Raw genomic sequence first — 24901 nt, 5'->3', positions numbered from 1 at the left:
CGGTCCCGGGGCGCGGGGCGGGCGCCCCTGCGGACACCGCGCGGAGGGGGCGCGTGGCGTCGTCGAAGAGGCCGAGATCGTCGGCGTTGGGCTGTGCGGTGCCGGGGGCGAGGGGGGTGGGGAGGACGGACGTCCGGTCGTCGTCGGATGCGGGTCCGCCGCGCCGTCGGGGCGGACGGCGCGCAGGGTCATGGTGGCGTCGGGCGCGGCGGTTCCGGCTCGGCCTGCGGCCTGGCGGTGGCTCCGCCCGGGCCGCCGTCGAGCCGACGGCGTCCGCCGGGGTCCGCTGCTCGCCGGGCGCGGAGGCGCGGTTCCGGTGCCGCCAGGGTGCGGGTGTGCGCCTGCGCGGGGTGCCGCCTCGGTGCGCGGCACCTGCGGTTGCCGCCGGGCTTGCTGTCCGCCGGGCGCGGAGGCGCGGTTCCCGGTGCCGCCAGGGGTGCGGGTGTGCGCGGCCGCGCGTGGGCTGCCGCCCCGGCGCCCGCGGCTGCCGCCGAGTCGCGTGCCGCCGTGCCCGGCGTCGCGGCGTCCGGGCCGAGGGCCTTCAAGGTCATCGTGGCGTCGGATGCCCCCGGCCCCTCGTTCCCGACCTGAGCCGCCGTCGTCCGCCAATCCTCGGGCGCGGGCGTCCCCTTGTGGGCCGCCGGGCCTTGCGTCGGTCGCGTCGTGTGGGCGGGCGTCGCGTTGGAGGTGGTGGGTCCGCCGTGCGCGGAGGGGTGCGCGGCTTCGGGGTGTGCCCCGGGGGCCGCGGCCGCGTCCGTCGGCGCACCGCCTTGAGCTGTCGCCCGAGGCGTCCCCGCGCCGGAGTCGGTGGGTCCGCCGTGCGCGGAGGGGTGCGCGGCTTCGGGGTGCGCCCCAGGGCCTGCGGCGGGGTGCGGCCCCGGGCCCGCGGCCGCGTCCGCCGCCGCGCCCCCCTGTGCCGTCGCCCGAGGCGTCCCGGACGCCGAGGGTGTCCCCTTCGTTGCCCGGGGCGACCCGTCCGGAGTAGTGGCGTCCGGGCTGCTGCCGGGCAGGTCGACGTACGGACGTATCCGCAGGGGATCGAAGTCCTCCGCGGCCGCCGCCTCGGCGGTGCGGGTGTCGCGGAGGGCGTCGGCGGCGCGGCGGGCGCAGGCGCACGTCGGTGTGTGGTCGGCGTGCCTGGGCGCACCGCATTCCGGGCACGGGTGCCCGTTCGGCTGGTCCACGTGTCGTCCCTCCCCTCGCGAACTCCAGAGATTATGCAGATCTTCTTCACAGTCCCGTCCGCGCGCCCCCGGAACGCGAAGTTCCGCCCGGACTCGACAGGCCATAACGGGGCACACCGATCACGATGGAGGGTGATACGAGAACCTCTGGAGGTCCGCATGGCCGGGGACGCGCACCGTTCGGCGCCGGAAACGGGACGTACGCGGCCCGCGCCCCCGGACGGTACGGCGGCCGCCGGCGGTTCCGGCGCGGACCAGGTGTCGGGCGGCGTGTGGCTGTCGATCGGCGCGCTGCTGCTCGGCCTGCTGCTGGCCGCGCTCGACCAGACCATCGTCTCCACCGCCCTGCCGACCATCGTCAGCGACCTGGGCGGCCTGGAGCACCTGTCCTGGGTGGTCACCGCGTATCTGCTGGCGTCCACGGCCGCGACCCCGCTGTGGGGCAAGCTCGGCGACCAGTACGGGCGCAAACGCCTCTTCCAGACCGCCATCGTCATCTTCCTCGTCGGCTCCGCCCTGTGCGGGGCCGCTCAGGACATGCCCCAGCTGATCGGCTTCCGCGCCCTCCAGGGACTCGGCGGCGGCGGACTGATCGTGCTGTCGATGGCGATCGTCGGCGACCTGGTGCCGCCCCGTGAACGCGGCCGCTACCAAGGCCTGTTCGGGGCGGTGTTCGGCGCGACGAGCGTGCTCGGGCCGCTGCTCGGCGGGCTCTTCACCCAACACCTCAGCTGGCGCTGGGTGTTCTACGTCAACGTGCCCGTGGGGATCGTCGCTCTCCTCGTCATCGCCACCGTGCTGCACATCCCCCGCCGGTCGACCAAGCACGTCATCGACTACCTGGGCACCCTGCTCATCGCCTCCGTCGCCACCTGCCTGGTGCTGGTCGCCTCCCTCGGCGGCAACACCTGGCCCTGGGCCTCGTGGCAGATCATCGGCCTCGCGGTGCTGGGCGCCGTGCTGATCGTCGCGTTCGTCGCGGTGGAGCGCCGGGCCGCCGAACCGGTGCTGCCGCTGAAGCTGTTCCGCGTGCGGACCTTTACCCTGTCCGCCGTGATCAGCTTCATCGTCGGCTTCGCGATGTTCGGCGCGCTGACCTATCTGCCGACCTTCCTGCAGGTGGTGCACGGGATCAGCCCGACCCTGTCCGGCGTGCACATGCTGCCGATGGTGGCCGGCATGCTGCTGGCGTCCACCGGCTCCGGGCAGATCGTCAGCCGCACCGGCCGCTGGAAGGTGTTCCCGATCGCGGGCACCGCCGTCACCGCCGTCGGACTGCTGCTGCTGCACCAGCTCGACAGGCAGAGCTCCGACGCGGTGATGAGCGCCTTCTTCTTCGTCTTCGGGCTGGGGCTCGGCCTGGTCATGCAGGTCCTGGTGCTGATCGTGCAGAACGCCGTCCCCTACGAGGACCTCGGCGTCGCCACCTCCGGGGCGACCTTCTTCCGCTCCATCGGCGCCTCGTTCGGCGTCGCCGTGTTCGGCGCGATCTTCGCCGGCCGGCTCGGCGACCAGCTCAGCGCCGCCTTCCGCGGCGTGGACCTGCCGCCCGGTGTCTCGCCCGGGACGCTGGAGGCCGACCCGCGCGGCATCGGCGCCCTGCCGCCTCCCCTGCGTCCCGCCGCGCTCGACGCCTACTCGACCGCCATCACCGACGTCTTCCTGTACGCCGTGCCGGTGGCGCTGCTGGGCTTCGTGCTGGCCTGGTTCCTCAGGGAGGACCCGCTGCGCGCCTCCGTCACCGCGCCCGACGCCTCCGAGACGCTCGCCCCCAACCCGGTGGAGCGCTCCTCGCACGACGAGGTGTGCCGCGCCCTGTCGGTGCTCGGCACCCGCGAGGGGCGCCGGGAGATCTACCGGAAGATCACCGACCGCGCGGGCTACGACCTGCTGCCCGCGTCCAGCTGGCTGCTGCTGCGGATCCGCCGCCACGGCTCGGTGGAACCCGCCCGGCTCGCCGAGCGCAACCCCGTCCCGCTGGACGTCGTCCTGGAGGCCACCCGGCAGGTCGAGAGCCGGCACCTCGCCGTGCGCCGGGGCGTCGACATGGTGCTCACCGACGAGGGCCGCGAGGTCGCCGAACGGCTGGCACGGGCGCGCGAGGAGTCCCTGGCCGAGCTGCTGGGCGACTGGTGGGGGCCGGACCGCCCGACCGACCTGGTGCAGCTCGTGCACGAACTCAACGACGAGCTGTGCGGCTCCCGCGACGAACGCCCCCAGGGCGCCCACGCGGCCGCCCCGGCGCGCTGAGACCGGCGGCCGCCGCAGCGAGCCGACGCACGGGCACGACCCGGCCTCAGGCGGGGGCGAGCGGCTTGGCGAACCAGTGCTCCGCGTACGGGTCGTCGTTGTGCGGCGCTGTCTCGGCGTACCCGAGGCGGGCGTACAGGGCGCGCGCCTCGACCAGGTCGGTGCGGGTGTCCAGGATCATCCGCCGCGCGCCGCGCTCCCGCGCCGCCTCCTCCGCGGCCCGCACCAGCAGCGCCGCCCCGCCCCGGCCGCGCATCGCCTCGTACAGGAACACCCGCGTCAGCTCGGCGGCCGTGCCGTCCGGTGACAGGCGGATCCCGGCGCTGCCCGCCGGCGCGCCCCCGTACCGCGCGACCAGCAGCAGCCCGCGCGGCGGGGCGCGGTCGGCGCCCGGCCGCGCGGCGATCTCCCGCTCCAGCTCGTCAGGGTCGGTCCGGCGCCCCTCGTGCAGCAGGTACCAGCGGTCGCTGACCTCCGTGTAGTACGCCCGCCAGAGCGCGAGGGCGACGGGCGAGTCGGGGGGTTCCGGGGCGACGGTCCAGGTCATGGCCGCATTCTGCGCCCCCGACCGGCCCTGGACGCAAGCGAATTGGGCGCAGGACGGCGCGCGCGTCCGGCCGGGCGTCTGTGCCGTGCAGTTTGTGCGCGGTGCAACGGGCAACCCGTTGGTGCGAACCGGCTCGCGAGGAGTGCCGGTTGGGACGAGAACCCCCGGAAGGCATTCATGTCCACTGGCCTGATCATTGCGTTGATCGTGATTGTCGCGGTCGTTGTCGCCGTCGCGGCCGTCCTGACCCTGCGCGCACGCGGCCCGCGACACGGCGCGAGCCTCAAGCGGCGCTTCGGTCCCGAGTACGAGCGTGCCGTCACCCGGCACGACGGGGACACCAAGGCCGCCGAGCGGGAGCTGTCCGAGCGCGTGGAGCGCCACGGCTCCCTGCGGGTACGCCCGCTGGAGCCGGCCGAGCGCGAGCGCTACGAGGCGCGCTGGACGGCCGCCCAGGAGCGGTTCGTCGACGCGCCGCGTGAGGCGGTCGCCGAGGCGGACCGCCTGATCGCCGAACTCGCCGGCACGCGGGGCTTCCCCGCCGGCGAGCAGTACGAGGAGCAGGTCGCGGCGCTGTCCGTGCACCACGCCCACCATGTCGAGGGCTACCGCCGCGTCCACCGCGTCGCGCGGGCCCACCCGGACGGCGCGCACGACGGTGCCGCCGGCACGGAGGACATGCGCGAGGCGATGGTCGAGGCGCGGGCGCTGTTCGAGGAACTGGTCCGGCCGTCGCGCCACGACGGCGGACACCGTGCCGCCGACGAACGCACGGCCGCCCCCGCCGCCCGTCGCGACGGTCACCGCACCCCGTCGCTGCTGCACCGCCGTCAGGCGAAGGAGAGCTGATCGTCATGCCCGAGGCACCCCGTCGCACCACCCAGGACACCTGGATCCCCAACGGCCAGGACGCCCCGGCGCCCGGCCCCGCCTCCGCGGACCCCGGCCACGAGGCGGCCACGCTCGACCACAAGACGGAGGCGGGCCGCAGGACGGAACCGTCCCCGACCCGCGGGGGCGCGGACTCCACGGCCGGCTTCGGCGAGACGGACGCGGCGCGCGGCTCCGGGACCGGTACCGCCGGCACCGAGAGCCCCCTGGTCGCGGCCCACCCGCAGACCACCGACCGCACCACCGCCGTCACGTCCGGCACCCCCGGCACGACCGACCGCCCCTCCGTACCCGGCCCGGACGGCACGGGCACGCACACGCCGGGCCCGGACGGCACCGGCACCCACACCCCGGGCCCGGACGGTACCGGCACCCACACCCCGGGCCCGGACGGCACCGGCACCCACACCCCGGGCCCGGACGGCACCGGAACGCGCGCGCCCCGTCCGGAGGGCACCCGCGCCGGCACCGGCGACCACGCAGGCCACCACGGCCCCGACTCCCGGCTCCTCGCCGACGACACCTGTGACCGTCTCTCCGCGCAGCTGCGGCAGGCCGTCGCCGGGTTCGTGGACCGGCCGCGGGACGCCGTCGAGGAGGCCGACCTCGTGCTGCACGAGATCACCGAGCGGCTCACCGACGCCCTCACCGAGCGCCGCCGCACCCTCACGCAGCACTGGAAGACGCCCGCGTCCGGCGACCCGGAGAAGGGCGATGCCGCCACGGCCGCCGACACCGAGCAACTGCGGCTCGCGCTGCGGGACTACCGCGAGCTGGCGGAGCGCCTGCTACACGTCTGAGCCGCCCTGCCCTTCCGACGCCGCCCGGCGCTCCCGCCACCGGCGTACGACGTCCTCGACGTCGTACGGCTTCTTGCCCAGCGGGGGGCCGGGCGGCGGCTTGAACATCATGTCGCTGATCTTCGCGTTGATGTCCGCGAGGATCTTCCGCACGATCCGCTCCGAGGGGGCCGCGAGGGCCGCCTCCAGCGCGTCCTCGGCCTCCTTGCGCAGGGCCAGCGTCGGCGGCAGCACCGACATGCCCTCGCGGGCCATCTTCCGCTTGACCCACCACAGTTCGTCGTAGGTGCTCTCGATCTCGGGCGGCAGCGGACGGCCGGCGCCTTCGAGCCGTTCGAACTCCCCGCGCGCCCGGGCGTCGCGGATCTGTTTGTCGACCCAGCTCTCGAAGGAGACTCCCGGTGGCTTCCGCTCGGTCATGACCCCATTGTGCCGGACGCGGTACGGCCGGGCGTTTTATCATCTGGCGGCGGGCGGCCGATCCGGCCGTCCCGGCCCCCAGGACCTCTCAGGAGGAGCGCTCGTGCTCGAACTCACCATGGCCGCGGTGTCGGCGGCGGAATCGGGCGCCACGGCCGGGATGCTGATGGCCGACGCGCCCAGCGAGCCGGGCACCGTGCTGCGGGTGGGGCGGGACACGTCCCTGTGCCGCCTGGCGACGCCGGACGACTGGCTGTTCGTGTCGCGGGTGCACCTGGAGTTCCAGTGCGCGCAGGACGGCAGCTGGCAGCTGACCTGGCTGCGCGGCTCGCTGCCCGAGCCGTCGTCGGAGGTGCGGCTGACCGTCGGGGACCACGTCCAGCCCGTCGCGTACGGCGGGACCGTGCCGCTGCCCCGGGGCGGCAGCGGTGAGGTCGTGATCCTGGACCGCACCGCCCCGCGCAGCGTCAACGTGGGCTTCTACCACGAGATCTGAGCCCGCCGGGCTCTGCGGCGCGTCCGCTCAGGACACCACGCGTGCCAGCGCGAACCCGTCGTGGTCCTTGACGCCGACCGTCTGGACCGCCGTGGCGTCGAGCCGCGGGTGGGTGCCGAACATCTCCAGGGCGGCGCGGGTGCCCAGCACGTCCGCGTCGCTGTTGTCCGGGTCGGCGACGCGGCCGCCGCGCACCACGTTGTCGAGGACGATCAGGCTGCCCGCGGCCGTGAGGCGCAGCGCCCACTCGACGTAGTGCGGGTTGTTCGCCTTGTCGGCGTCGATGAACACCAGGTCGAACGGCGGCGGCTGCTCGTCCGCGAGCTTCGGCAGCGACTCCAGCGCCGGGCCGACCCGCACCTCTACCTGCTCGGCGAGACCGGCGCGGGCGATGTTGCGGACGGCGACCTCGGCGTGCCGGGGGTCGTACTCCAGGGTGACCAGGCGCCCGTCGGCGGGCAGCGCGCGGCCCAGCCAGATGGTGCTGTAGCCGCCGAGCGTGCCGATCTCCAGGACGCGCCGCGCGCCCTGGAGCCGGGCGAGGAGCTGGAGCAGCTTGCCCTGGAGGGGAGAGACGGCGATGGGCGGGAGGCCGGCGGCGTCGCTCTCGCGCAGCGCCGCCTCCAGGGCGTCGTCCGGGTCCCCGCCGAGCAGCTGATCGGTGAAGTAGTCGTCCACCGCGTTCCAGAGCCGCGCCTCGCTCATGCAGGGTGCCTTCCGTCGGGCCGGCCGGACCTGCCCGGCCGGATCGGCTGTCGAAGATACGGGGCGCGGCCCTGGGCTGTCAGACCTTCTGGACCTTTTCCAGGTGTGTCCCGGGCTCCAGCGACGCCGGCGAGCCGGGCAGCGGGCGGCCGGCCGACTCGGCCATGCGCCACACCGCGAACCCGCCGATCACGGCGGCCGCCATCATGTAGTAGGCGGGCATCATCACGTCGCCGGTCGCGCCGATCAGCGCGGTGACCACCAGCGGGGTGGTGCCGCCGAACAGGGACACCGAGACGTTGAAGCCGATCGACAGCGAGCCGTAGCGGACCCGGGTGGGGAACAGCGCGGGCAGCGCGGACGGCATCGCGGCGGTGAAGCAGACCAGCAGCAGGCCGAGCGCGCCCATGCCGGCGGCGACCGCGAGCAGCCCGCCGTCGCGGATCAGCAGCAGCGCGGGCACGGACAGCGCGAGGAAGCCCGCGCAGCCGGCCGCCATCACCGGGCGGCGGCCCACCTTGTCGGTCAGCGCCCCGGCGAACGGCTGCACGATCATCATCAGCACCATCACGCCGAGGACGACGACCAGGCCGTGCGTGGCGTCGTAGCCCAGCTCGCTGGTGAGGTAGCTCGGCATGTACGACAGCAGCATGTAGTCGGTGACGTTGAAGACCAGCACCAGGCCGACGCACAGCAGCAGCGCGCGCCACTGGCCGGCGACCATCTCGCGCAGCGGCACCTTGGGCCGCTCGGTCTCGGCCTTGGCGACCTCGGCGGCGAAGGCGGGGGTCTCCTCCAGCCGCATCCGCAGATAGAGGCCGATGATGCCCATCGGGCCCGCGATCAGGAACGGGACGCGCCAGCCCCAGGAGAGCAGGTCGTCCGTGGACAGCAGCGCCGTCATCAGGGTCACCAGACCCGCGCCGCCGATGTACCCGGCGAGCGTGCCGAACTCCAGCCAGCTGCCGAGGAAGCCGCGCCGCTTGTCGGGGGCGTACTCGGCGATGAAGGTGGAGGCGCCGGCGTACTCGCCGCCGGTGGAGAAGCCCTGCACCAGGCGGGCCGCCAGCAGCAGGATCGGGGCGGCCACGCCGATCGCGGCGTAGGAGGGGATCAGCCCGATGGCGAAGGTGCCCGCCGCCATCATGATCATCGTGACGGCGAGGACCTTCTGCCGGCCCACGCGGTCGCCGAGCGGACCGAAGACCATGCCGCCGAGCGGGCGGACCAGGAAGGCCGCGGCGAACGCGCCGAACGTGGACAGCAGCTGCGCGGTGGCGTTGCCCGAGGGGAAGAAGACCTTGCCCAGGGTGACGGCGATGTAGCTGTAGACGCCGAAGTCGAACCATTCCATGGCGTTGCCGAGCGCGGCCGCCTTCACGGCGCGCTTGACCAGCGCCGGGTCGGTGACCGTCGGGGGGCCGAGGGAGGGATCGGATGCCTGTGCCGCACCGGTCCTGGGGGAGCCTGCGGGACCGGGGGCGACGGAGTGATGGGCGACCTGAGCAGTCGACAAGACTTCGCTCGCCTGCCTTTCGTCGGGAACAGGGACGGGTCCGCGCGGCGGCACTGTCGGGCGGGCCAAGCCAGCGACGATAGGCGGCGTTTCCCCCGTTACGTACGGTACGAGAGTAGAGGCATACTGCACGGAAATGCGCCGTAAGCAGGCACTCCGCGGTCCGGACGATCTCCGCCGGGGGTGGCCGGTTGTGATGCTTCTCGCGTCGCCCCGAGGCAACCGCATCCCGCGCGGACTATCGTCATCCGGACAAAAGAGAGAGGGCCGTCAGGTGAAGCGGCGGTGTCCGGCGTCCTTGTCGAGGGGTGCGCGCCCTGCGGGCCGCGCACGGCACGACCCCCGCACGGGACGCGCGGGGCGACAACGGGGCGGGAGGCCGACGAGGCGTGGCGAATGCGGAACACAGTGGGCGGACGGCCGAGGCGTTCGGCGCGACGGCCGTGGGCGGCGCCGGGGCACGGATGCGGGCGGCGCGCCTGGGACTGTGGCTGCTCGCCGCCGTCCTCGCGGTGCGCCAGGTCGCCCTCGTCCTCACCACCCCGAGCGGTGAACGCCTGACCGACCTGGAGACCTGGGTAGGCCCCGAGGGCGTGCTGCACGTCAGCGGCTCCCTCTACGACTCCACCGAGTTCACCGGCACACCGTTCGGCGGGCTGGTCCTCAAGCCCCTGACCAGATCGGCCGAGGAGACCCTCGGCTGGGGCTGGACCTTCGGCACCCTGCTGCTGGTGGTGGCGCTCGCGCTGATCGCCGCCCGCGCGCTCCCGCAGCCGGTCGGGCGGCGCACCGCGCTGCTCGCCGCGCCGGTCGCGGTCAGCCTGTTCATGGTGTCCCTGCCGGTGCGCAACACCCTGTGGCTCGGCCAGACCAGCATCATCCCGGTGCTGCTCGTCCTGCTCGGCTGCTTCGTCGCCCACGGCCAGCGGGCCGGCGGCGTCCTCGTCGGCGTCGCGGCGGCCCTCCAGCCGACCCTGCTGCTCTTCGCGCCGCTGCTGTGGCTCACCGGCCGCCGCCAGGCCGCCACCGTGACCGCCGTCACCTTCGCCTCGGCCACCGCGCTCGCCTGGGCCGCCATGCCGCAGGACTCCGCCGCCTACTGGGGACACCACCTGTCGGGGGCCGGGCTCGGCGGCCCCGCCGACGCCCTCGCCAACCAGTCCCTGCACGGCGCGCTGCTCCGCCTCGGCCTCGAGGGCCCGCTGGAGATCGGCCTGTTCCTGCTGCTCGGCGCCGTCGTCGTCACGCTCGGTCTGCGGCGCGCCGTCCACTACGCCCGCGACGGCCAGCTGCTCCTCGCCGTCGGCGTCACCGGGTGCGCCGCCATAGCGGTGTCCCCGACGGCGTGGCAGCACCAGCTGCTGTGGGTGCTGCTCACCGTCGTCGGCCGGGTCGGCACGCGCGCCCGCGACCGGCTCGTGTGGCCCGTCGCCGTCGTCCTGGTGATGACGCTGCCGGCCAAGATGATGCTGCCGAACATGGCGTTCCTGCACCCGCTGCGGGACAACGTGGTGCTGCTCGCCGCGCTGGCCGCCGCCACCGCCGTGCCGTTCCTCAGCCGCACGTCCCCGTACTTCCGCGACCCGGTGCCCACGCAGTACGCCCCGCCCGTGCCGGCCCGGTTCGGATTCGTGCCGCTGCTGCCGTTCCTGCGGAGGGTGCTGATCCGGCCGAACCTGCTGCTGGAGCTGCTGCTCATCCGCGTCACCTACGCCGGGTACGCCAGGGTGCGCCTCGCCGCGACCGGCGGCAGCAACGAGGCGGGCCGCGCCCGCGCCGAGGAGCACGGACAGCAGATCCTCGACCTGGAGCGCGTGCTCCACCTGGACATCGAGCACGCGGTCAACCACGCCGTGGTGAAGATCGGCTGGCTTCGGCAGTTCTTCGACTTCTACTACACGTCGTTCCACTTCGTGGTGCCGCTGACGGTGCTCGGCCTGCTCTACTGGCGCCGCCCCGTCCACTACCGCTGGGCGCGCTCCGCCCTCGGCTTCGCCACCCTGCTCGCCCTGGCCGGCTTCTGGCTCTACCCGCTGGCCCCGCCGCGCCTGATGCCGGGCCTCGGCATCATCGACACGGTCCACGGCGTGCAGGACTTCTCCAAGCCCGACTACGGCACGCTCACCGCGCTCACCAACCAGTACGCGGCGATGCCCTCGCTGCACTTCGGCTGGTCGCTGTGGTGCGGCCTGGTGATCGCGGTCATCGCGCCCAAGGTGTGGATGAAGGCCCTCGGCCTGCTGCACCCGCTGTTCACCGCCGCCGCGATCGTCGCGACCGGCAACCACTGGATCCTGGACGCGGCCGGCGGCGCGGTCGTCGTCGTCGGCGGCTTCGGCCTGACCTACCTGTTCCAGGGGCCCCGGGCCCGCACGGTCACGGCGGTGGCCGAGGAGACCGCGACGAAGGAGGTCAGCAGCGGGCCGCCGGTGCCGGAGAGGGACCGTACTCCGAGCTGATCCGGTACTCGCCCGCCGCGGACACGGTGAGCCGGGTGAACTCGCCCGCCCGGGACAGGCATCCGCCGCCGTCCACCCGCAGCCACGGCGAGTACGCGATCCGCACGGTCACCGCGCCCGGCCGCGCCACCCGCAGCACCAGTTCCGCGCCGGAGGTCCGCACCACCGACCCCGGCGCGGACACCAGCGGCACCGCACCCTCGACCCGGAACACCTCCCAGTGCGCGTCGCGCCAGACCGGCACCAGCCAGTCGGGCCGCCGCTCCCGCACCAGCCGCGCCTCCTCCTCGGCGTACCCGTCGGGCCTGCCGTCGTGCAGCACCACGAACCCGACCGCCCACCGGTCCAGCCACGCCCGGTAGGCGGCGGCGGAGAACGAGCCGTCGTAGAACAGCCGGGCCCGCTCCATGTCGAGCTGCCGGTTCCAGCCCCGCGCGAGATGCACGTGCGGGGCGAGCGCCACCGCCTCCCGGTGGTTGCGCGCGGGCACCGCCTCGACCCGCGTCCGGTCGGCGCCCAGCGACTCCAACGCCCGCACGACGCCGTCGGTCTGCGCCGCCCAGGCGGGGACGTCCGTGGACACCTTCAGGTCGTCGACGGTCTTCTTGACGGTCCACCCGGAGGAGAACACCAGCGCCGCCACCAGCAGGGCGCGGCGCACCGGCCGCAGCCGCGGCTGCGCGAGCAGGGCCACCATCAGCGCGACCGGCGCGGCGTACTCGGCGAACCGCTCCAGGTTCGTGCCGACGGGGGAGGGGATCAGATACACCAGCACGGTCCCGGCCGCGTAGACCGCGCCGCTCCACCGTGCCGCCCGCCAGGACGGAGGCGACAGCACCGCGACCGCGAGGCCGAGGGAGGCGGGTATCCCTATGCGGCCCGCGGGCATCAACTGCTCGCCCTGGAACGGGAAGAGCAGGCTGGTCGCGCCCACCACCAGCGCGGGCGGCAGCAACAGGGCGACGGCGGGTCCCGGCCGCCGCACCAGGACGAGGCCCGCCCCGACGACGGCGAGGAACAGCCCCGCGACCGGGGACGCCATGGTGGCGAGCGCGGCGTAGGCGCCGGTGAGGAGAAGACGTTTCCGCCGGCCCGCGTGGCCGGTGAGGTACAGGCACGCGGCGAGTCCGAAGGCGACCCCGAGGGCGAACGTGGTGCGCCCCGAGGCCACGTTGCCCCACAGGCCGAGCGCGGCGAGCAGCGCGGGCGCGAGCGGCCGCCGCGGCTCCACCCGCTCCACCAGCACCGCCGCGATCCAGGTGGCGGCCAGCCCCGAGGCCACGGTGAGCGCCCGCACCCCGACGGCCGCCATCAAGTACGGTGATATGAGGCTGTAGTTGGCGGTGTGCATGCCGCCGTACCAGAACAGGTTGTACGCCGAAGAGCCGTGCTGCCCCGCGAACCCCGCCCACGCGTCCTGGGCGGCGAGATCACCGCCGCCGGTCGCCAGCACCGCCCACCACAGCGCGTACAGCGGCAGCACGGCCAGGGTGGCCAGGAGCGGTGTACGACAACGCCGGCAGAAGGAACGGAAGGGCTGGCTCCGCTCCATGGCCGGGTCCGGCCGCCGGAGCAGAGCGAGGTCGGCAGAGGGCACGATCATGAGGACGTCATACTCGGTCCCCGCGTTCACTCCTCAAGGGGGGTTGCCGTCCACTGTCGTTGACGGATGGGATGCTCCTGCGATGACCGACCGACCGGAGACCTTCCTCTCTGCGACGCCGTGATCGACCTGGCCCGCCATCTGCACGCCGACGGGGTGATCGAGCGTGTCCTGGGCCGCCCGCTGCCGGTCGTCGTCTTCGACATGGCCCGCCCCGGCTGGGAGGCGCACGCCACCGAGGCCGCCAACCCGCCCGAGCTGATCGTGGACTTCAAGGCGTGGCTGCAGGCGGTGGGGGAGGTCTGAAGCGCCTACCCTCCGGAGCATGGCGCACGACGACACGGTGACCGGTGACTTCTCCCGCAGCTGGAGCGCCCTGCTCGCTGCCGTCGCGGGGGTCGCCGACGAGGACTTCGACCAGCCGTCCGGCTGCCGGGGCTGGCTGGTGCGGGACCTCGTCTGCCATCTCGTCATCGACGCGCAGGACGTGCTCATCACGCTCGTCACCCCGGCCGGCACCGGGCCGACGGCGGACGCGACGACGTACTGGGACCTGGTGGAGCCGCCCACCGGCGACGACCCGCTGGACGCGCTGATCCCGCGTCTGGCCGCCGCGTACGGAGATCCCGCGCTGCTGAAGTTCCATCTGGACGACGTGGGCTCCGCGGCCGGGCGGGCGGCCGGACTGGCCGACCCCGCCGCGCTGGTGAGCACCAAGGACAAGGTGCTGACCGCCGGCGACTACCTCAGTGCGTACGTGCTGGAGTGGACGCTGCACCACCTGGACCTCGTCGCCCGTCTGCCGTCCGCCCCGCGGCCCCCGGCGCAGACGCTGGCGGTGGCACGCACCGCGCTGGAGCGGATCGCGGGCACCCCGTTCCCGGCGGAACTGTCCGACACGGACGCGCTGTTGACCGGCACGGGCCGCCGTACGCCCACCGCCGGCGAGGCCGCCGCGCTGGGCGGTCTCGCCGCGCGGCTGCCGTTGGTCCTGGGCTGAGACAGGCGAAGGCGGCGGCCCCGGGGATCAGGGGGCCGCCGCCTTCGGTATCAGGGGTGACGCTCGCTCGTCAGTACCAGTTGTTGGCCTGCCAGAAGGACCAGGCGTCACAGGCGCTGCCGTAGCGGTCCTTCATGTAGTCCAAGCCCCACTTGATCTGGGTGGCCGGGTTGGTCTTCCAGTCCGAGCCGGCCGAGGCCATCTTCGAGGCCGGGAGCGCCTGGACCAGGCCGTAGGCGCCGCTGGAGGCGTTGGTGGCCTGCGGGTTCCAGCCGCTCTCGTGCGACACGATCTTCGAGAAGCACTGGAACTCGGCCGAGTTGCCGATCATCTTCTTCGCGGTCGCCTGGGCCGAGGCGGCGGAGGTGGGGGCTGCCGTGGTCGCGGCCTGCGCGGGGGCGGCGGCGATCAGCGTGCCGCACGTGGCGGCGGTCAGGGCGGCGCCGACAACGGCCTTCTTCGGAGTGGCGACGGAGCGGAGGAGGGAAGCGGCGGACACAGGCGGCCTTTCGGTCGGAAGCAGGGGAGTCGCGGCCCCGCCGTCCGGCGGGGGCATATGTCGGCGCCGCGACCCGTGGGGTGCGTCGGCGCCTGGCGACTGCTCCACAGAAGCAAATCCCCGGATCGCCCGCAAAGGTCCCTTTTACTACCGATGGTCGGAGGTGTTCGTTCCCTGTTGTCCGTGGTGTCCGTTTTGAGGTGCGATGCCCGTAAGTGGTCGCACGGCTCGTCTACGGCCCTTCTTCGTATGTGACGCCGGTCATGTGGGGTGCTTCACCAGCGCACCTACAGGGCGCGCACGCGCCCCTACCGAGGGGCGTCGTCGAATGTGACCGGCGCCTCGAAGGCGGCCCTGCGTGTGGCACGGCGCAGCGCCCGCAGCACCGTCGCGCCGGCCGTCAGCGTCAGCACCACCGTGATCACGGCCCGCCCCAGGTCCCAGCCGAGCGAGGTGGCCAGGCAGTACGCGACGAAGCGGGCCAGGTTGACGGTCACCGGGTCGTCGCCGTCGAAGGCGATGTCCGAGGCGAGCGAGCTCATGAAGGTCCAGCCCGCCAGGTTCATCACCGTGCCGTAGGCGAAGGCGGCCAGGAAGCCGTAGACGGCGAGCATCCACACCTCCGGGCGGCCCCGCAGCCGGTCCGGGCCGGGCAGGAAGCCGGCACCCATGGTGAACCAGCCCATCGCCAGCATCTGGAACGGCAGCCAGGGCCCCACCCCGCCGGTGAGCAGGGCGGAGGCGAACATCGTGACCGAGCCCAGGGCGAAGCCGAAGCCCGGGCCGAGGACCCGGCCGCTGAGCACCATCAGGAAGAACATGGGCTCGAGCCCCGCCGTGCCCGCGCCGACGGGGCGCAGGGCCGCGCCCGCCGCCGCGAGGACGCCGAGCATCGCCACCGCCTTCGCGCCCAGGTCGGACTCCGACAGGGCCGCCGCCACCACGGCCACCAGCAGCACGAGCAGCCCGGCGAACAGCCACGGCGCGTCGCCCTGGTGGGCGTTCACCGCCGACTCGGGCGGGGCGAGGAACGGCCAGCCGAAGCCGGCCACGCCCACCGCGCTCACCAGGGCCAGCGCCAGCCAGGTGCGGGGACCGAGGCGCAGGGCGCGGGCCTGGCGGTCCACGGGCCGTGCGGGGGTGGCCGGGGCGCTCATGACTCCAGCGCCTCCTTCACCTGGGCGACCGTGAGCCAGGGCTGCGGCGCCAGGATCTTCGCCACCTGCGGGGCGAACGCCGGGGACGCCACGACCACCTCCGCCGAGGGACCGTCCGCGATCACCTCGCCCTCGGCGAGCAGCACCACCCGGTGCGCCAGTTCCGCCGCCAGTTCCACGTCGTGCGTGGCCATGACGATGGCGTGGCCCTCGGCGGCCAGCCGGCGCAGGATCGCCGTCAGCCGGCCCTTCGCCGCGTAGTCCAGACCGCGGGTCGGCTCGTCGAGCAGCAGCAGGGGAGGCCGCGCGGTGAGGACCACCGCGAGGGCGAGTGTGAGCCGCTGGCCCTCGGACAGGTCGCGGGGGTGGGCGTCGTCCGCGATCGACGGCAGCAGTTCACCGAGCAGCGCGCGGCACGTGCCGGGCTCCGCCTCGGCGTCCTTGTCGGCGGCGGCGCACTCCGCCGCGACCGTGTCCGCGTACAGCAGGTCGCGGGGCTCCTGCGGGACCAGGCCGGCCTTGCGGACCAGATCCCGGGGGCGGCTGCGGTGCGGGACCGCGCCGCCGGTGCGGACCGACCCGGACGACGGGGCGACCAGCCCGACCAGCGCGCCGAGCAGCGTGGACTTGCCGGCGCCGTTGCGGCCCATGAGCGCGACCGTCTCGCCGGGCGACACCGTGAGGTCCACCCGGGTCAGCGCCCGCACCCGGTCACGGCGCACGGCGAGGGACCGCACCTCGGCCACCGGCTCGGGAGTGCCGTCGTCCTGCTTCCTCGCGCGTCCGAAGAGACGCTTCGCCGGGGGAGCCGTGCGGGGGGCCGCGGTGTCCTGCCCGGGCTGCCTCCCCTCCAGGCGTTCCCGCAGCGGGGCCGCCCTGCGGCGGGCGTCGCGGACCGTCAGCGGCAGCGGGGACCAGCCGGCCAGGCGGCCCAGCTCGACCACCGGCGGGCAGACCGGGGACTCCGCCATGACCTCCGCCGGGGCGCCCATCCGGGGCCGCTCGCCGGGGCCCGGCAGCAGCACGACCTGGTCGGCGTACTGCACGACCCGTTCCAGGCGGTGCTCGGCCATCAGGACCGTGGTGCCCAGGTCGTGCACCAGGCGCTGCAGCACGGCGAGGACCTCCTCGGCGGCCGCGGGGTCCAGGGCGGACGTCGGCTCGTCCAGGACCAGCACCTTCGGGTGCGGGGTGAGGACCGAGCCGATGGCCACCCGCTGCTGCTGGCCGCCGGACAGCGTGGAGATGTGCCGGTCCCGCAGATCGGCCAGGCCCAGCAGGTCCAGGGTCTCCTCGACCCGGCGGCGCATCACGTCCGGCGGCAGGCCCAGCGACTCCATGCCGTAGGCGAGTTCGTCCTCCACCGTGTCCGTCACGAAGTGGGAGAGCGGGTCCTGGCCCACCGTGCCCACCACGTCGGCGAGTTCACGCGGCTTGTGGGTGCGGGTGTCGCGGCCCGCGACCGTCACGCGCCCGTGCAGCGTGCCGCCGGTGAAATGCGGCACCAGGCCGCTGACCGCGCCCAGCACCGTCGACTTGCCGACGCCGGACGGGCCCACCAGCAGCACCAGTTCGCCCTCGGGGACCTCCAGGTCGACGTCCCGCACGGCGGGCCGCGCCGCGCCGTCGTAGGTCACCGACACGTTCTCGAAGCGGATCACGTCGTCGGCTCCTTGCGGGGGTCGCGGGCCGCCTCGGGGGCGGGGGTGACGAAGGCGGGCAGCAGACCGAGCAGCACGGCCGCCGCAGGCCACAGGGGCAGGGCGGGCGGCTCCAGCGGGACCACACCGGGGTTCAGCGCCCCGGGGTCCAGCGAGCCGGCCAGGACCAGGAGGGCCGCCACGGCCGCGCCGGACGCGGAGACCAGCCAGGCGCGCACGTCCCACGGGTCGGGGCGGTAACGGGTGCGCAGGGTGCGCCGCCCGCCGAGCCACAGGCCCGCCAGCGCCGACGCCAGACCGGCCAGCAGCACGGGCAGCCCGTAACCGCCGCCCGCCGCGGTGAGCAGCCCGTACGTCCCCGCGCACACGCCCAGCAGACCGCCGAGCGTGAGGGCGGCGGTGGTGCGCCGCACGGCGTCCGGCACCTCGGCGGTACGGCCGTAGCCGCGCGCGTCCATCGCGGCGGCCAGGGACACCGAGCGCTCCAGGGCGCCCTCCAGGACCGGAAGCCCCACCTGCACCAGACCGCGCACGCCCTTGTCGGGACGCCCCCGCAGCCGGCGCGCGGCACGCAGCCGCCGTACGTCGGCGATCAGGTTCGGCGCGAAGGTCAGCGCCACCACCACGGCCACGCCCAGCTCGTACAGGGCGCCGGGCAGCGACTTCAGCAGCCGGGACGGGCTGGCCAGGGCGTTCGCGGCGCCCACGCAGATCAGCAGCGCGGCCAGCCGCAAAGCGTCGTACAGGGCGAAGGTGAGGCCCTCCGCGGTGACCCGGCCGCCCAGGCGGATGCCCTGCGCCCAGTCGGGCAGCGGCACCTCGGGCAGCGTGAACAGGGTGTGGGTGCCGGGGATCGGCGAGCCGAGGACGACCGCGAACGCCAGCCGCAGCAGCAGCACGGCGGCGGCGAGCTTCACGAAGGCGCCGTAGGAGCGGGCCCACGGAGTGTGCGGGCGGCGGACGGCCACGACATATCCGGAGACGGTGATCAGCAGGGCGAGCAGCAGCGGGTTGGTGGTGCGGGTGGCCGCGGTGCCCAGGGCGAGCGCCCACAGCCACCACGCGCCGGGGTGCAGCTGGGCGCGGCGGGAGCGCGGGGCGGGGACGCCGGCGGGCGGCGTCCCCCGCTCCGGGCGCGGCCGGGCGAGGCCCGGACGCCCGGAGCCGTGTGCCTCACGCACGGCGACGGACCTGCCACACGGCCGCCGCGCCCAGCACGAACACCGCCGCCGCGCCCGCGATCAGCCCCACCGACGGCCCCAAGCCGCCGTCGTCCTGCGCGGACGCCTCGTCGGCGGCCCCGGTGGAGGCGGAGTCCTTCCCCTCCACGGAGATCTGCTCGCCGCAGCCCTTCGTGGGGTAGCCGGCGATCGCGCACAGCAGGGCGTTGCTGTCGTAGCGCAGCGGCTTCGCGACCGAGGCCAGCGCCTCCGCCGTCGTGGCGTCCCCGGCCACCTGCGCGCAGGCCGTGCGGTCGGCCGGCGGCTGCTCCCCGGACGGGGCGTCGGCGGGCGTGCCGAAGTCGATGACCAGCGCGACCCGCTTGGTGCCGTCCTTCGCGGGGGTCTTCGCGCATATCGTGTCGAAGTCCGCGGTGCCGCGCGGCTTGGCCGCGTCGCCGGAGTCCTCGCTGACCGAGAAGCGGAAGCCCTGCACGTCGCCGTCGGCGGGGCGCGCCAGCGACGGGCCCACGGTGGCGTACGTCCACGCCGAGCCGTCCCGGTCCCAGAAGGACCAGTAGCGGTACCCGGCGGCCTGGGCCTGGCCGGCGCCCGCCAGGAGGGGCAGGAGCGCGGCCAGGAACAGCACGGTGAAGCGGCGGATCACGGCTGCTGCCTCTTGGTGCGGTTGCTGATCAGGAAGCCGATGCCGATGCCGGCGACCAGGCAGACGCCGACGAACCACCACACGCCGAACGGGGAGTCCGAGTCCTTCTCGTCCTCGGCCTTCTCCGTGGCCTTCGCGGTCTTCTCCGGGGCGGCGGGGCCGGCGGCCTGGAGCTGCTTCACCAGGTCCGTGCCGCCGAAGTCGCGCGGGTCCGCGCCGGTCGCGTGGGCGGCGAGGATCAGCTGGGCGTAGGCGGCGGGCCCGCTCTGCGCGGCCCAGCCGGCGGCGTTCTTCTCCAGCCAGGCGTACGACTTCTCCGCCTGCGCCGTGTCGCCCCGCGCGGCGAGCGCGACCACCGCGTCGGCGGTGTTGCCTACGTCGGGCTGGTCCTCGGCGCCCGGCGTCGCGGCGAGGAGGTAGCCCTGGGCGGCGAGTTCGCCGGCCAGGTGGGCGGCGCCGTTCGCGGCGGCCTGCTCCGGGGTGGCCGCCTTCACGCACTTGGCGGCGGATCCGTCGCCCTTGCCGGGTTCGGCCAGCAGGCCCTTGCCGAGCGCTGCGAGCACGCCCGCCGCCGTCGCGTCGGCGTTGGCGGTCAGCGAGCCGTCCTTCTCCGGCTGGTACGCGAACGCGCCCGCGCCCTTGCCGGTGCAGGGCAGTTCGAGGCCGAGCAGCGCGTCGTAGGGGGACTTGCCGCCCTTCTTCACCTCGCCCGGCTTCTCGCCCGCGGCGGCGAGCGCGCCGACGACGACGGAGGTGGAGTTGGTGTCGCTGGGGGAGCCCGCGGTGTAGCCCCAGCCGCCGTCCTCGTTCTGCACGGACTTCAGCCAGCCGACGGCCTTGTCCGTGACGGCGTCGTGGCCGCCGAGCGCGGCGAGCGCCTGCACGGCGGCGGCGGTCTGGTTGGTGTCGACCATCGTCTTCGCGTCGCACGCGGCGGACGGGTCGGCGCGGAACGGCGCGAAGGAGCCGTCGGCGCACTGCTGGCCGGTCAGCCAGCCGACGGCGGCCTTCGGCGGCTCGGCGCCGGCGGCGTGCTGGGCGAGCAGGGCGAGCGACTGGCGCCACACCCCGTCGTACTGCGGGTCGGTGTCCCCGTACAGCGCGGACGGCAGCGGCTGCGGGGAAGGCGACGGGGACGAGTCGGCTGCGGCCGGTGCGGCGGCGCCGAGGACGGCGACGGCGGCGAGCACCGCTGCGCTGCGGCGGACGTTCATGACGGGCGGGTGCCTCTCCCTGAAGAGGGCCGGGCAGCGCGGGACACCCCGGCGGCTCGGCTCCGTATACCTCGACGGTGCCCGTGCGCCGGCGGATGCCGGGCACGTGAGCCGGTCACGATCCGCGCGGGGCATTCCGGCTCACCGTCTCCACGACGGCTCACGGTTGCGGGTCAGCGCCGGATTCGCACCGGCTTCCCCCCGTACGGCTGTGATACGACGCGGCCACTCTACCCGCCCGTAGAACGGGCGTCCGGGGCGGCCGTGTGCGCGAGGAGAGGCACACAGGCGTGAGGTGACGGGGGTCACGGCGCCCGTGGGTCGGCCCGCACCCGGGGACGGGCGCGGGCCGGGGGGAGGGGAAGGGGGATCAGGAAGCCGTGCAGGCGCCGATCTGCGCACCCCCCATGCCGGCTTGACCGAAGAGTGGCCGGTGGGAGGGTTGGGCGACCGTGGACGAAGCGCTTTCGAAAATGTCGTCAGGGGTGCTCGGGACGCGGCGGAGCCGTCAGGTCGATCAGCCGGCACACCGTTTCGATGTCCACGCCCACCTGCTCGATGGAGGCCCGCCCCGACAGCCAGGTGATCAGCGTCGAGTGCCAGGTGTGCCCGATCACCCGCACCGCCGACAGCTGCTCGGGCGTCGGGTCGGCCAGGTCCGTCGCGTCCAGGATGATCGCCGTCGTCCGCCGGAAGACCTGCTCCACCTCCGCGCTCACGCTGCGGTCCGCGAACGTCAGCGCCCGCACCATCGCGTCCGCCAGCAGCGGGTCACGCTGCAGCGCGCGGAACGCCCGCATCAGCGTCCCGGCGACCCGCTCCGCCGCCGTCTCGCCGGCCGGCGGCTTCTTCCGCAGCGTCGCGTGCAGATGCTCCAGCTGGTCCTGCATCGTCGCGACCAGCAGATGGATCTTCGACGGGAAGTACCGGTACAGCGTGCCCAGCGCCACCTGCGAGGACTCCGCGACCTCACGCATCTGCACCGCGTCGAAACCGCCCCGCGAGGCCAGCCGCGCGCACGCCTCGAGGATGCGCCGCCGCCGCGCCTCCTGCCGCTGAGTGAGCGGGGAGGCCGGCCCGGCGCGCCCGGCGTCCGGCGCCGCCTTGGTCCTGTGGGCATCCGCGGGCATGGGTCCCGTCCGTGACAGTCGGTGAGGATCGATGATCGGACAGCATGGCACGGCGCCGGCCGTGGCGTGAATCACCTGATCCACCGCTGCCGACGTTCTTACCTGCCGGTAGATTCAGTTCCTCCGAACGATCAACTCTGAAACTTGTTCTAGATCGGTGTCCCGTCGTACTGTCGCGGGACAGTGCAGGGAGAAGGGGGTCCCAGAGTGACCGCTGAGGCCAGTCAGGCCGGGCCCTCGGCAGGCCCCGCATCCGACGGCTCGCGACCGCTCCGCATCGCGCTCCTCACGTACAAGGGAAACCCGTTCTGCGGCGGCCAGGGCGTCTACGTGCGCCACCTCTCCCGCGAACTGGCCCGGCTGGGGCACCGCGTCGAGGTCATCGGCGCCCAGCCCTACCCGGTGCTCGACGAGGGGTACGACGGGCTGAGCCTGACCGAGCTGCCCAGCCTCGACCTCTACCGGCAGCCGGACCCCTTCCGCACCCCGAAACGCGACGAGTACCGCGACTGGATCGACGCCCTCGAGGTCGGCACCATGTGGACCGGCGGCTTCCCCGAGCCGCTGACGTTCTCGCTGCGCGCCCGCCGCCATCTGCGCGCCCGCCGCGGCGACTTCGACGTCGTCCACGACAACCAGACCCTCGGCTACGGCCTGCTCGGCGACCTCGGCGCCCCCCTGGTGACGACCATCCACCACCCCATCACGGTGGACCGCCGCCTCGAACTGGACGCCGCCGAGGACTGGAAGCGCCGCGCGTCGGTGCGCCGTTGGTACGCGTTCACCCGCATGCAGAAGCGCGTCGCGCGCCGGCTGCCGTCCGTGCTCACCGTCTCCGGCTCCTCCCGCGCGGAGATCGTCGAGGACCTCGCCGTACGGCCCGACCGCATCCACGTCGTCCATATCGGCGCCGACACCGACCTGTTCTCCCCGGACCCGTCCGTCGCGGTCGTCCCCGGCCGGATCGTCACCACCTCCAGCGCCGACGTGCCGCTGAAGGGCCTCGTCTTCCTCGCCGAGGCGCTCGCCAAGGTGCGCGCCGAACAGCCCGACGCCCACCTCGTCGTGGTCGGCAAGCGCCCCGCCGAGGGCCCCGTCGCCCAGGCGATCGAGCGCTACGGCCTCGAAGGCGCCGTCGAGTTCGTCAAGGGCATCTCCGACGCGGAGCTCGTCGACCTGGTGCGCTCCGCGCAGGTCGCCTGCGTGCCGTCGCTCTACGAGGGCTTCTCCCTCCCGGCCGCCGAGGCCATGGCCACCGGCACCCCGCTCGTCGCCACCACCGGCGGCGCCATCCCCGAGGTCGCCGGACGCGACGGGGAGACCTGCCTGGCCGTGCCGCCCGGCGACGCCGGCGCCCTGGCCGCCGCGCTCACCCGCCTCCTCGGCGACGTCGAACTGCGCGCCCGTCTCGGCGCCGCCGGACGCGACCGTGTGCTGGCCAACTTCACCTGGGCGCGCGCCGCCGAGGGCACCGTGGCCCGCTACCGCGAGGCCATCGAGACCGCCCGCGCCCGCCGGGGCGCCCCCGTGCGAGCGAAGGCCCCCGCCCCGAAGGCCCCCGCCCCGAAGGCCCCCGTCCCGCAGGCCCCCGCGCCCGTGGACCTCGACCTCGTCCCCGACGCTCTCGCGGACACGGGCGGCGTACCCGTGACCGCGGCCGACACCTCCGACCGTGAAAGCAGGGCCACGTGCTGACCGTCGACTTCTCCCGGTTCCCGCTCGCCCCGGGCGACCGCGTCCTGGACCTCGGCTGCGGCGCCGGACGGCACGCCTTCGAGTGCTACCGGCGCGGCGCGCGGGTCGTCGCGCTGGACCAGAACGGCGAGGAGATCCGCGAGGTCGCCAAGTGGTTCGCGGCGATGAAGGAGGCCGGTGAGGCGCCCGCGGGGGCCACCGCCACCGCCATGGAGGGCGACGCCCTCGCCCTGCCCTTCCCCGACGAGTCCTTCGACGTCGTCATCATCTCCGAGGTGATGGAGCACATCCCCGACGACAAGGGCGTGCTCGCCGAGATGGTGCGCGTGCTCAAGCCGGGCGGCCGCATCGCGATCACCGTCCCGCGCTACGGCCCGGAGAAGGTCTGCTGGACCCTGTCCGACGCCTACCACGAGGTCGAGGGCGGCCACATCCGCATCTACAAGGCGGACGAACTCCTCGCCAAGATCCGCGAGGCCGGCCTGCGCCCCTACGGCACCCACCACGCCCACGCCCTGCACTCGCCGTACTGGTGGCTGAAGTGCGCGTTCGGCGTCGACAACGACAAGGCGCTGCCGGTGCGCGCATACCACAAGCTGCTCGTCTGGGACATCATGAAGAAGCCGCTGGCCACCCGGGTCGCCGAGCGGGCGCTCAACCCGGTGATCGGCAAGAGCTTCGTCGCCTACGCGACCAAGCCGCACCTGCCGCGCGCCGAGGCGGACGCCACGTGACGACCTCCCGGTCGGCCGGCGACCCCCGCACGCCCAGCTCCGAACACCTCGTCCTCACGGGCGTGCTGACGCCCGAGGAGGCGGCGCAGACCGTCGCCGGCATCCTCGCGGTGCAGCGGGAGGACGGCGCGATCCCGTGGTTCCGCGGTCACCACCTCGACCCGTGGGACCACGTCGAGGCCGCGATGGCGCTGGACACGGCGGACGAGCACGAAGCGGCCGAACGGGCCTACCTGTGGCTGGCCCGGCACCAGCTGGACGACGGCTCCTGGTACGCGGCCTACGCCGACGGCGACCCGGACGACGTCACCGACCGGGGCCGGGAGACCAACTTCGTCGCCTACATCGCGGTCGGCGTGTGGCACCACTACCTCGCCACCGGCGACGACACCTTCCTGGACCGCATGTGGCCCACCGTGTCCGCGGCCGTGGAGTTCGTGCTGCGGCTCCAGCAGCCCGGCGGGCAGATCGGCTGGCGGCGCGACGACGACGGCACACCCGCCTCGGACGCGCTGCTCACCGGCTCCTCCTCCGTGCACCACGCCCTGCGCTGCGCCCTGGCGATCGCCGAGCAGCGCGAGGAGCCCCAGCCCGACTGGGAGCTGGCCGTCGGCGCGCTGCGGCACGCCATCCGGCGCCACCCGGAGCGGTTCCTGGACAAGGACCGCTACTCGATGGACTGGTACTACCCGGTGCTCGGCGGCGCGCTGACCGGCGCCGAGGCGCGGGAGCGCATCGACGAGGGCTGGGAGCGGTTCGTCGTGCCCGGCCTCGGGGTGCGCTGCGTGGTGCCCAACCCGTGGGTGACGGGCGGCGAGTCGGCAGAACTCGCCCTGGCGCTCTGGGCGACGGGCGAGTCCGACCGCGCGCTGGAGGTGCTCCAGTCGATCCAGCACCTGCGCGATCCGGAGAGCGGCCTGTACTGGACGGGTTACGTCTTCGAGGACGACGCCATATGGCCGCGCGAGCTGACCACCTGGACGGCCGGTTCGCTGCTGCTGGCCGTCGCCGCCCTCGGCGGACACGAGCCGACCTGCGCGGTCTTCGGCGGGGAACAGCTGCCGAAGGGCATGGACCCGGACTGCTGCCCGGACGCCTGAACCGCAGGGCTCG

At 74.4% G+C, this 24901-nt stretch carries 22 protein-coding genes and 1 riboswitch; of the genes, 10 read left to right on the top strand and 12 right to left on the bottom strand.

Annotated features, from left to right (window positions below; genetic code table 11):
• Window positions 1–1343 precede the first annotated feature (1343 nt).
• Complete coding sequence (locus tag AY578_RS09715) at window positions 1344–3434, top strand: MFS transporter (RefSeq protein WP_037953408.1); 2091 nt, start codon at window positions 1344–1346, stop codon at window positions 3432–3434.
• 46 nt (window positions 3435–3480) lie between these two features.
• On the opposite strand, the gene AY578_RS09710 is transcribed toward AY578_RS09715, so the two are convergent.
• Window positions 3481–3981 carry a GNAT family N-acetyltransferase gene (locus tag AY578_RS09710; protein ID WP_258902268.1) on the bottom strand — a complete coding sequence of 167 codons (501 nt, stop codon included), beginning with the start codon at window positions 3979–3981 and terminating at the stop codon, window positions 3481–3483.
• A 177-nt stretch (window positions 3982–4158) separates the two neighbouring features.
• Between AY578_RS09710 and AY578_RS09705 the strand changes: the two genes are divergently transcribed.
• Window positions 4159–4830: a hypothetical protein gene (locus AY578_RS09705; protein ID WP_019522489.1), complete on the top strand. Its 672-nt coding sequence runs from the start codon at window positions 4159–4161 to the stop codon at window positions 4828–4830.
• 5 nt (window positions 4831–4835) lie between these two features.
• On the top strand, window positions 4836–5672 hold the full coding sequence (locus AY578_RS09700) for a hypothetical protein (RefSeq protein ID WP_019522488.1): 837 nt from the start codon (window positions 4836–4838) through the stop codon (window positions 5670–5672).
• Here the strand turns inward: AY578_RS09700 and AY578_RS09695 are convergent.
• A complete protein-coding gene (locus tag AY578_RS09695) occupies window positions 5661–6092 on the bottom strand; it encodes a DnaJ family domain-containing protein (RefSeq protein WP_019522487.1) in 432 nt (143 codons plus the stop codon). The genes AY578_RS09700 and AY578_RS09695 overlap by 12 nt on opposite strands.
• 103 nt (window positions 6093–6195) lie before the next feature.
• Here AY578_RS09695 and AY578_RS09690 point away from each other — a divergent pair, with 103 nt between their 5' ends.
• The gene (locus tag AY578_RS09690) at window positions 6196–6588 is read left to right on the top strand and encodes an FHA domain-containing protein (RefSeq protein WP_019522486.1); all 393 of its coding nucleotides are present in this window, start codon (window positions 6196–6198) and stop codon (window positions 6586–6588) included.
• Between the two features lie 27 nt (window positions 6589–6615).
• On the opposite strand, the gene AY578_RS09685 is transcribed toward AY578_RS09690, so the two are convergent.
• Both AY578_RS09685 and AY578_RS09680 read right to left on the bottom strand, forming a co-directional pair.
• Complete coding sequence (locus AY578_RS09685; protein ID WP_136239387.1) at window positions 6616–7293, bottom strand: O-methyltransferase; 678 nt, start codon at window positions 7291–7293, stop codon at window positions 6616–6618.
• A 79-nt stretch (window positions 7294–7372) separates the two neighbouring features.
• On the bottom strand, window positions 7373–8809 hold the full coding sequence (locus AY578_RS09680; RefSeq protein WP_337590539.1) for an MFS transporter: 1437 nt from the start codon (window positions 8807–8809) through the stop codon (window positions 7373–7375).
• Between the two features lie 389 nt (window positions 8810–9198).
• On the opposite strand from AY578_RS09680, the gene AY578_RS09675 reads away from it, so the two are divergent.
• Window positions 9199–11268 carry a bifunctional glycosyltransferase 87/phosphatase PAP2 family protein gene (locus tag AY578_RS09675; RefSeq protein ID WP_136239388.1) on the top strand — a complete coding sequence of 690 codons (2070 nt, stop codon included), beginning with the start codon at window positions 9199–9201 and terminating at the stop codon, window positions 11266–11268.
• Here the strand turns inward: AY578_RS09675 and AY578_RS09670 are convergent.
• Entirely contained in the window at window positions 11222–12871 is a 1650-nt protein-coding gene (locus AY578_RS09670; protein WP_370879013.1) for a DUF8823 domain-containing protein, read from the bottom strand. The two genes, AY578_RS09675 and AY578_RS09670, sit on opposite strands and share 47 nt — an antisense overlap.
• 120 nt (window positions 12872–12991) lie before the next feature.
• On the opposite strand from AY578_RS09670, the gene AY578_RS09665 reads away from it, so the two are divergent.
• Together AY578_RS09665 and AY578_RS09660 are read left to right on the top strand one after the other, a co-directional pair.
• Window positions 12992–13177: a hypothetical protein gene (locus AY578_RS09665; protein WP_258902267.1), complete on the top strand. Its 186-nt coding sequence runs from the start codon at window positions 12992–12994 to the stop codon at window positions 13175–13177.
• Window positions 13178–13196: 19 nt separating this feature from the next.
• Window positions 13197–13871 (top strand): maleylpyruvate isomerase N-terminal domain-containing protein, encoded by a 675-nt coding sequence (locus tag AY578_RS09660; protein ID WP_136239391.1) that lies wholly within the window; start codon window positions 13197–13199, stop codon window positions 13869–13871.
• 70 nt (window positions 13872–13941) lie between these two features.
• On the opposite strand, the gene AY578_RS09655 is transcribed toward AY578_RS09660, so the two are convergent.
• The 7 genes from AY578_RS09655 to AY578_RS09625 form a co-directional block, all read right to left on the bottom strand.
• Window positions 13942–14370: an aggregation-promoting factor C-terminal-like domain-containing protein gene (locus AY578_RS09655; protein WP_019522479.1), complete on the bottom strand. Its 429-nt coding sequence runs from the start codon at window positions 14368–14370 to the stop codon at window positions 13942–13944.
• Between the two features lie 308 nt (window positions 14371–14678).
• Window positions 14679–15527, bottom strand: a complete 849-nt coding sequence (locus AY578_RS09650) for an ECF transporter S component (RefSeq protein ID WP_019522478.1) — start codon at window positions 15525–15527, stop codon at window positions 14679–14681.
• Entirely contained in the window at window positions 15524–17188 is a 1665-nt protein-coding gene (locus tag AY578_RS09645; protein ID WP_019522477.1) for an ABC transporter ATP-binding protein, read from the bottom strand. Before AY578_RS09645 ends, AY578_RS09650 begins: the two co-directional genes overlap by 4 nt.
• Window positions 17185–18369: an energy-coupling factor transporter transmembrane component T gene (locus tag AY578_RS09640; RefSeq protein ID WP_019522476.1), complete on the bottom strand. Its 1185-nt coding sequence runs from the start codon at window positions 18367–18369 to the stop codon at window positions 17185–17187. Before AY578_RS09640 ends, AY578_RS09645 begins: the two co-directional genes overlap by 4 nt.
• Complete coding sequence (locus AY578_RS09635) at window positions 18362–19015, bottom strand: SCO2322 family protein (RefSeq protein WP_161232542.1); 654 nt, start codon at window positions 19013–19015, stop codon at window positions 18362–18364. The genes AY578_RS09640 and AY578_RS09635 overlap by 8 nt, the downstream gene beginning before the upstream one ends.
• The gene (locus AY578_RS09630) at window positions 19012–20229 is read right to left on the bottom strand and encodes an SCO2321 family membrane protein (RefSeq protein WP_136239393.1); all 1218 of its coding nucleotides are present in this window, start codon (window positions 20227–20229) and stop codon (window positions 19012–19014) included. The genes AY578_RS09635 and AY578_RS09630 overlap by 4 nt, the downstream gene beginning before the upstream one ends.
• A gap of 129 nt (window positions 20230–20358) precedes the next feature.
• Window positions 20359–20430, bottom strand: a riboswitch (cobalamin riboswitch).
• Between the two features lie 278 nt (window positions 20431–20708).
• Window positions 20709–21359 (bottom strand): TetR family transcriptional regulator, encoded by a 651-nt coding sequence (locus AY578_RS09625; protein WP_019522473.1) that lies wholly within the window; start codon window positions 21357–21359, stop codon window positions 20709–20711.
• 207 nt (window positions 21360–21566) lie between these two features.
• Between AY578_RS09625 and AY578_RS09620 the strand changes: the two genes are divergently transcribed.
• The 3 genes from AY578_RS09620 to AY578_RS09610 are packed head-to-tail and all read left to right on the top strand — an operon-like array spanning window position 21567 to window position 24888.
• Entirely contained in the window at window positions 21567–23054 is a 1488-nt protein-coding gene (locus AY578_RS09620) for a glycosyltransferase family 4 protein (protein WP_258902266.1), read from the top strand.
• Window positions 23048–23788, top strand: coding sequence for a class I SAM-dependent methyltransferase (locus tag AY578_RS09615; RefSeq protein ID WP_019522471.1), 741 nt, complete (start codon window positions 23048–23050; stop codon window positions 23786–23788). The genes AY578_RS09620 and AY578_RS09615 overlap by 7 nt, the downstream gene beginning before the upstream one ends.
• Window positions 23785–24888 carry a prenyltransferase/squalene oxidase repeat-containing protein gene (locus AY578_RS09610; RefSeq protein WP_136239394.1) on the top strand — a complete coding sequence of 368 codons (1104 nt, stop codon included), beginning with the start codon at window positions 23785–23787 and terminating at the stop codon, window positions 24886–24888. Before AY578_RS09615 ends, AY578_RS09610 begins: the two co-directional genes overlap by 4 nt.
• The last annotated feature ends 13 nt before the right edge of the window (window positions 24889–24901 follow it).

Origin of the sequence: Streptomyces thermocarboxydus, assembly GCF_024760485.1 — a bacterium.
In the GTDB taxonomy this organism is placed as follows: domain Bacteria; phylum Actinomycetota; class Actinomycetes; order Streptomycetales; family Streptomycetaceae; genus Streptomyces; species Streptomyces cellulosae.
This window is presented reverse-complemented; position numbering and strand designations above follow the sequence as displayed.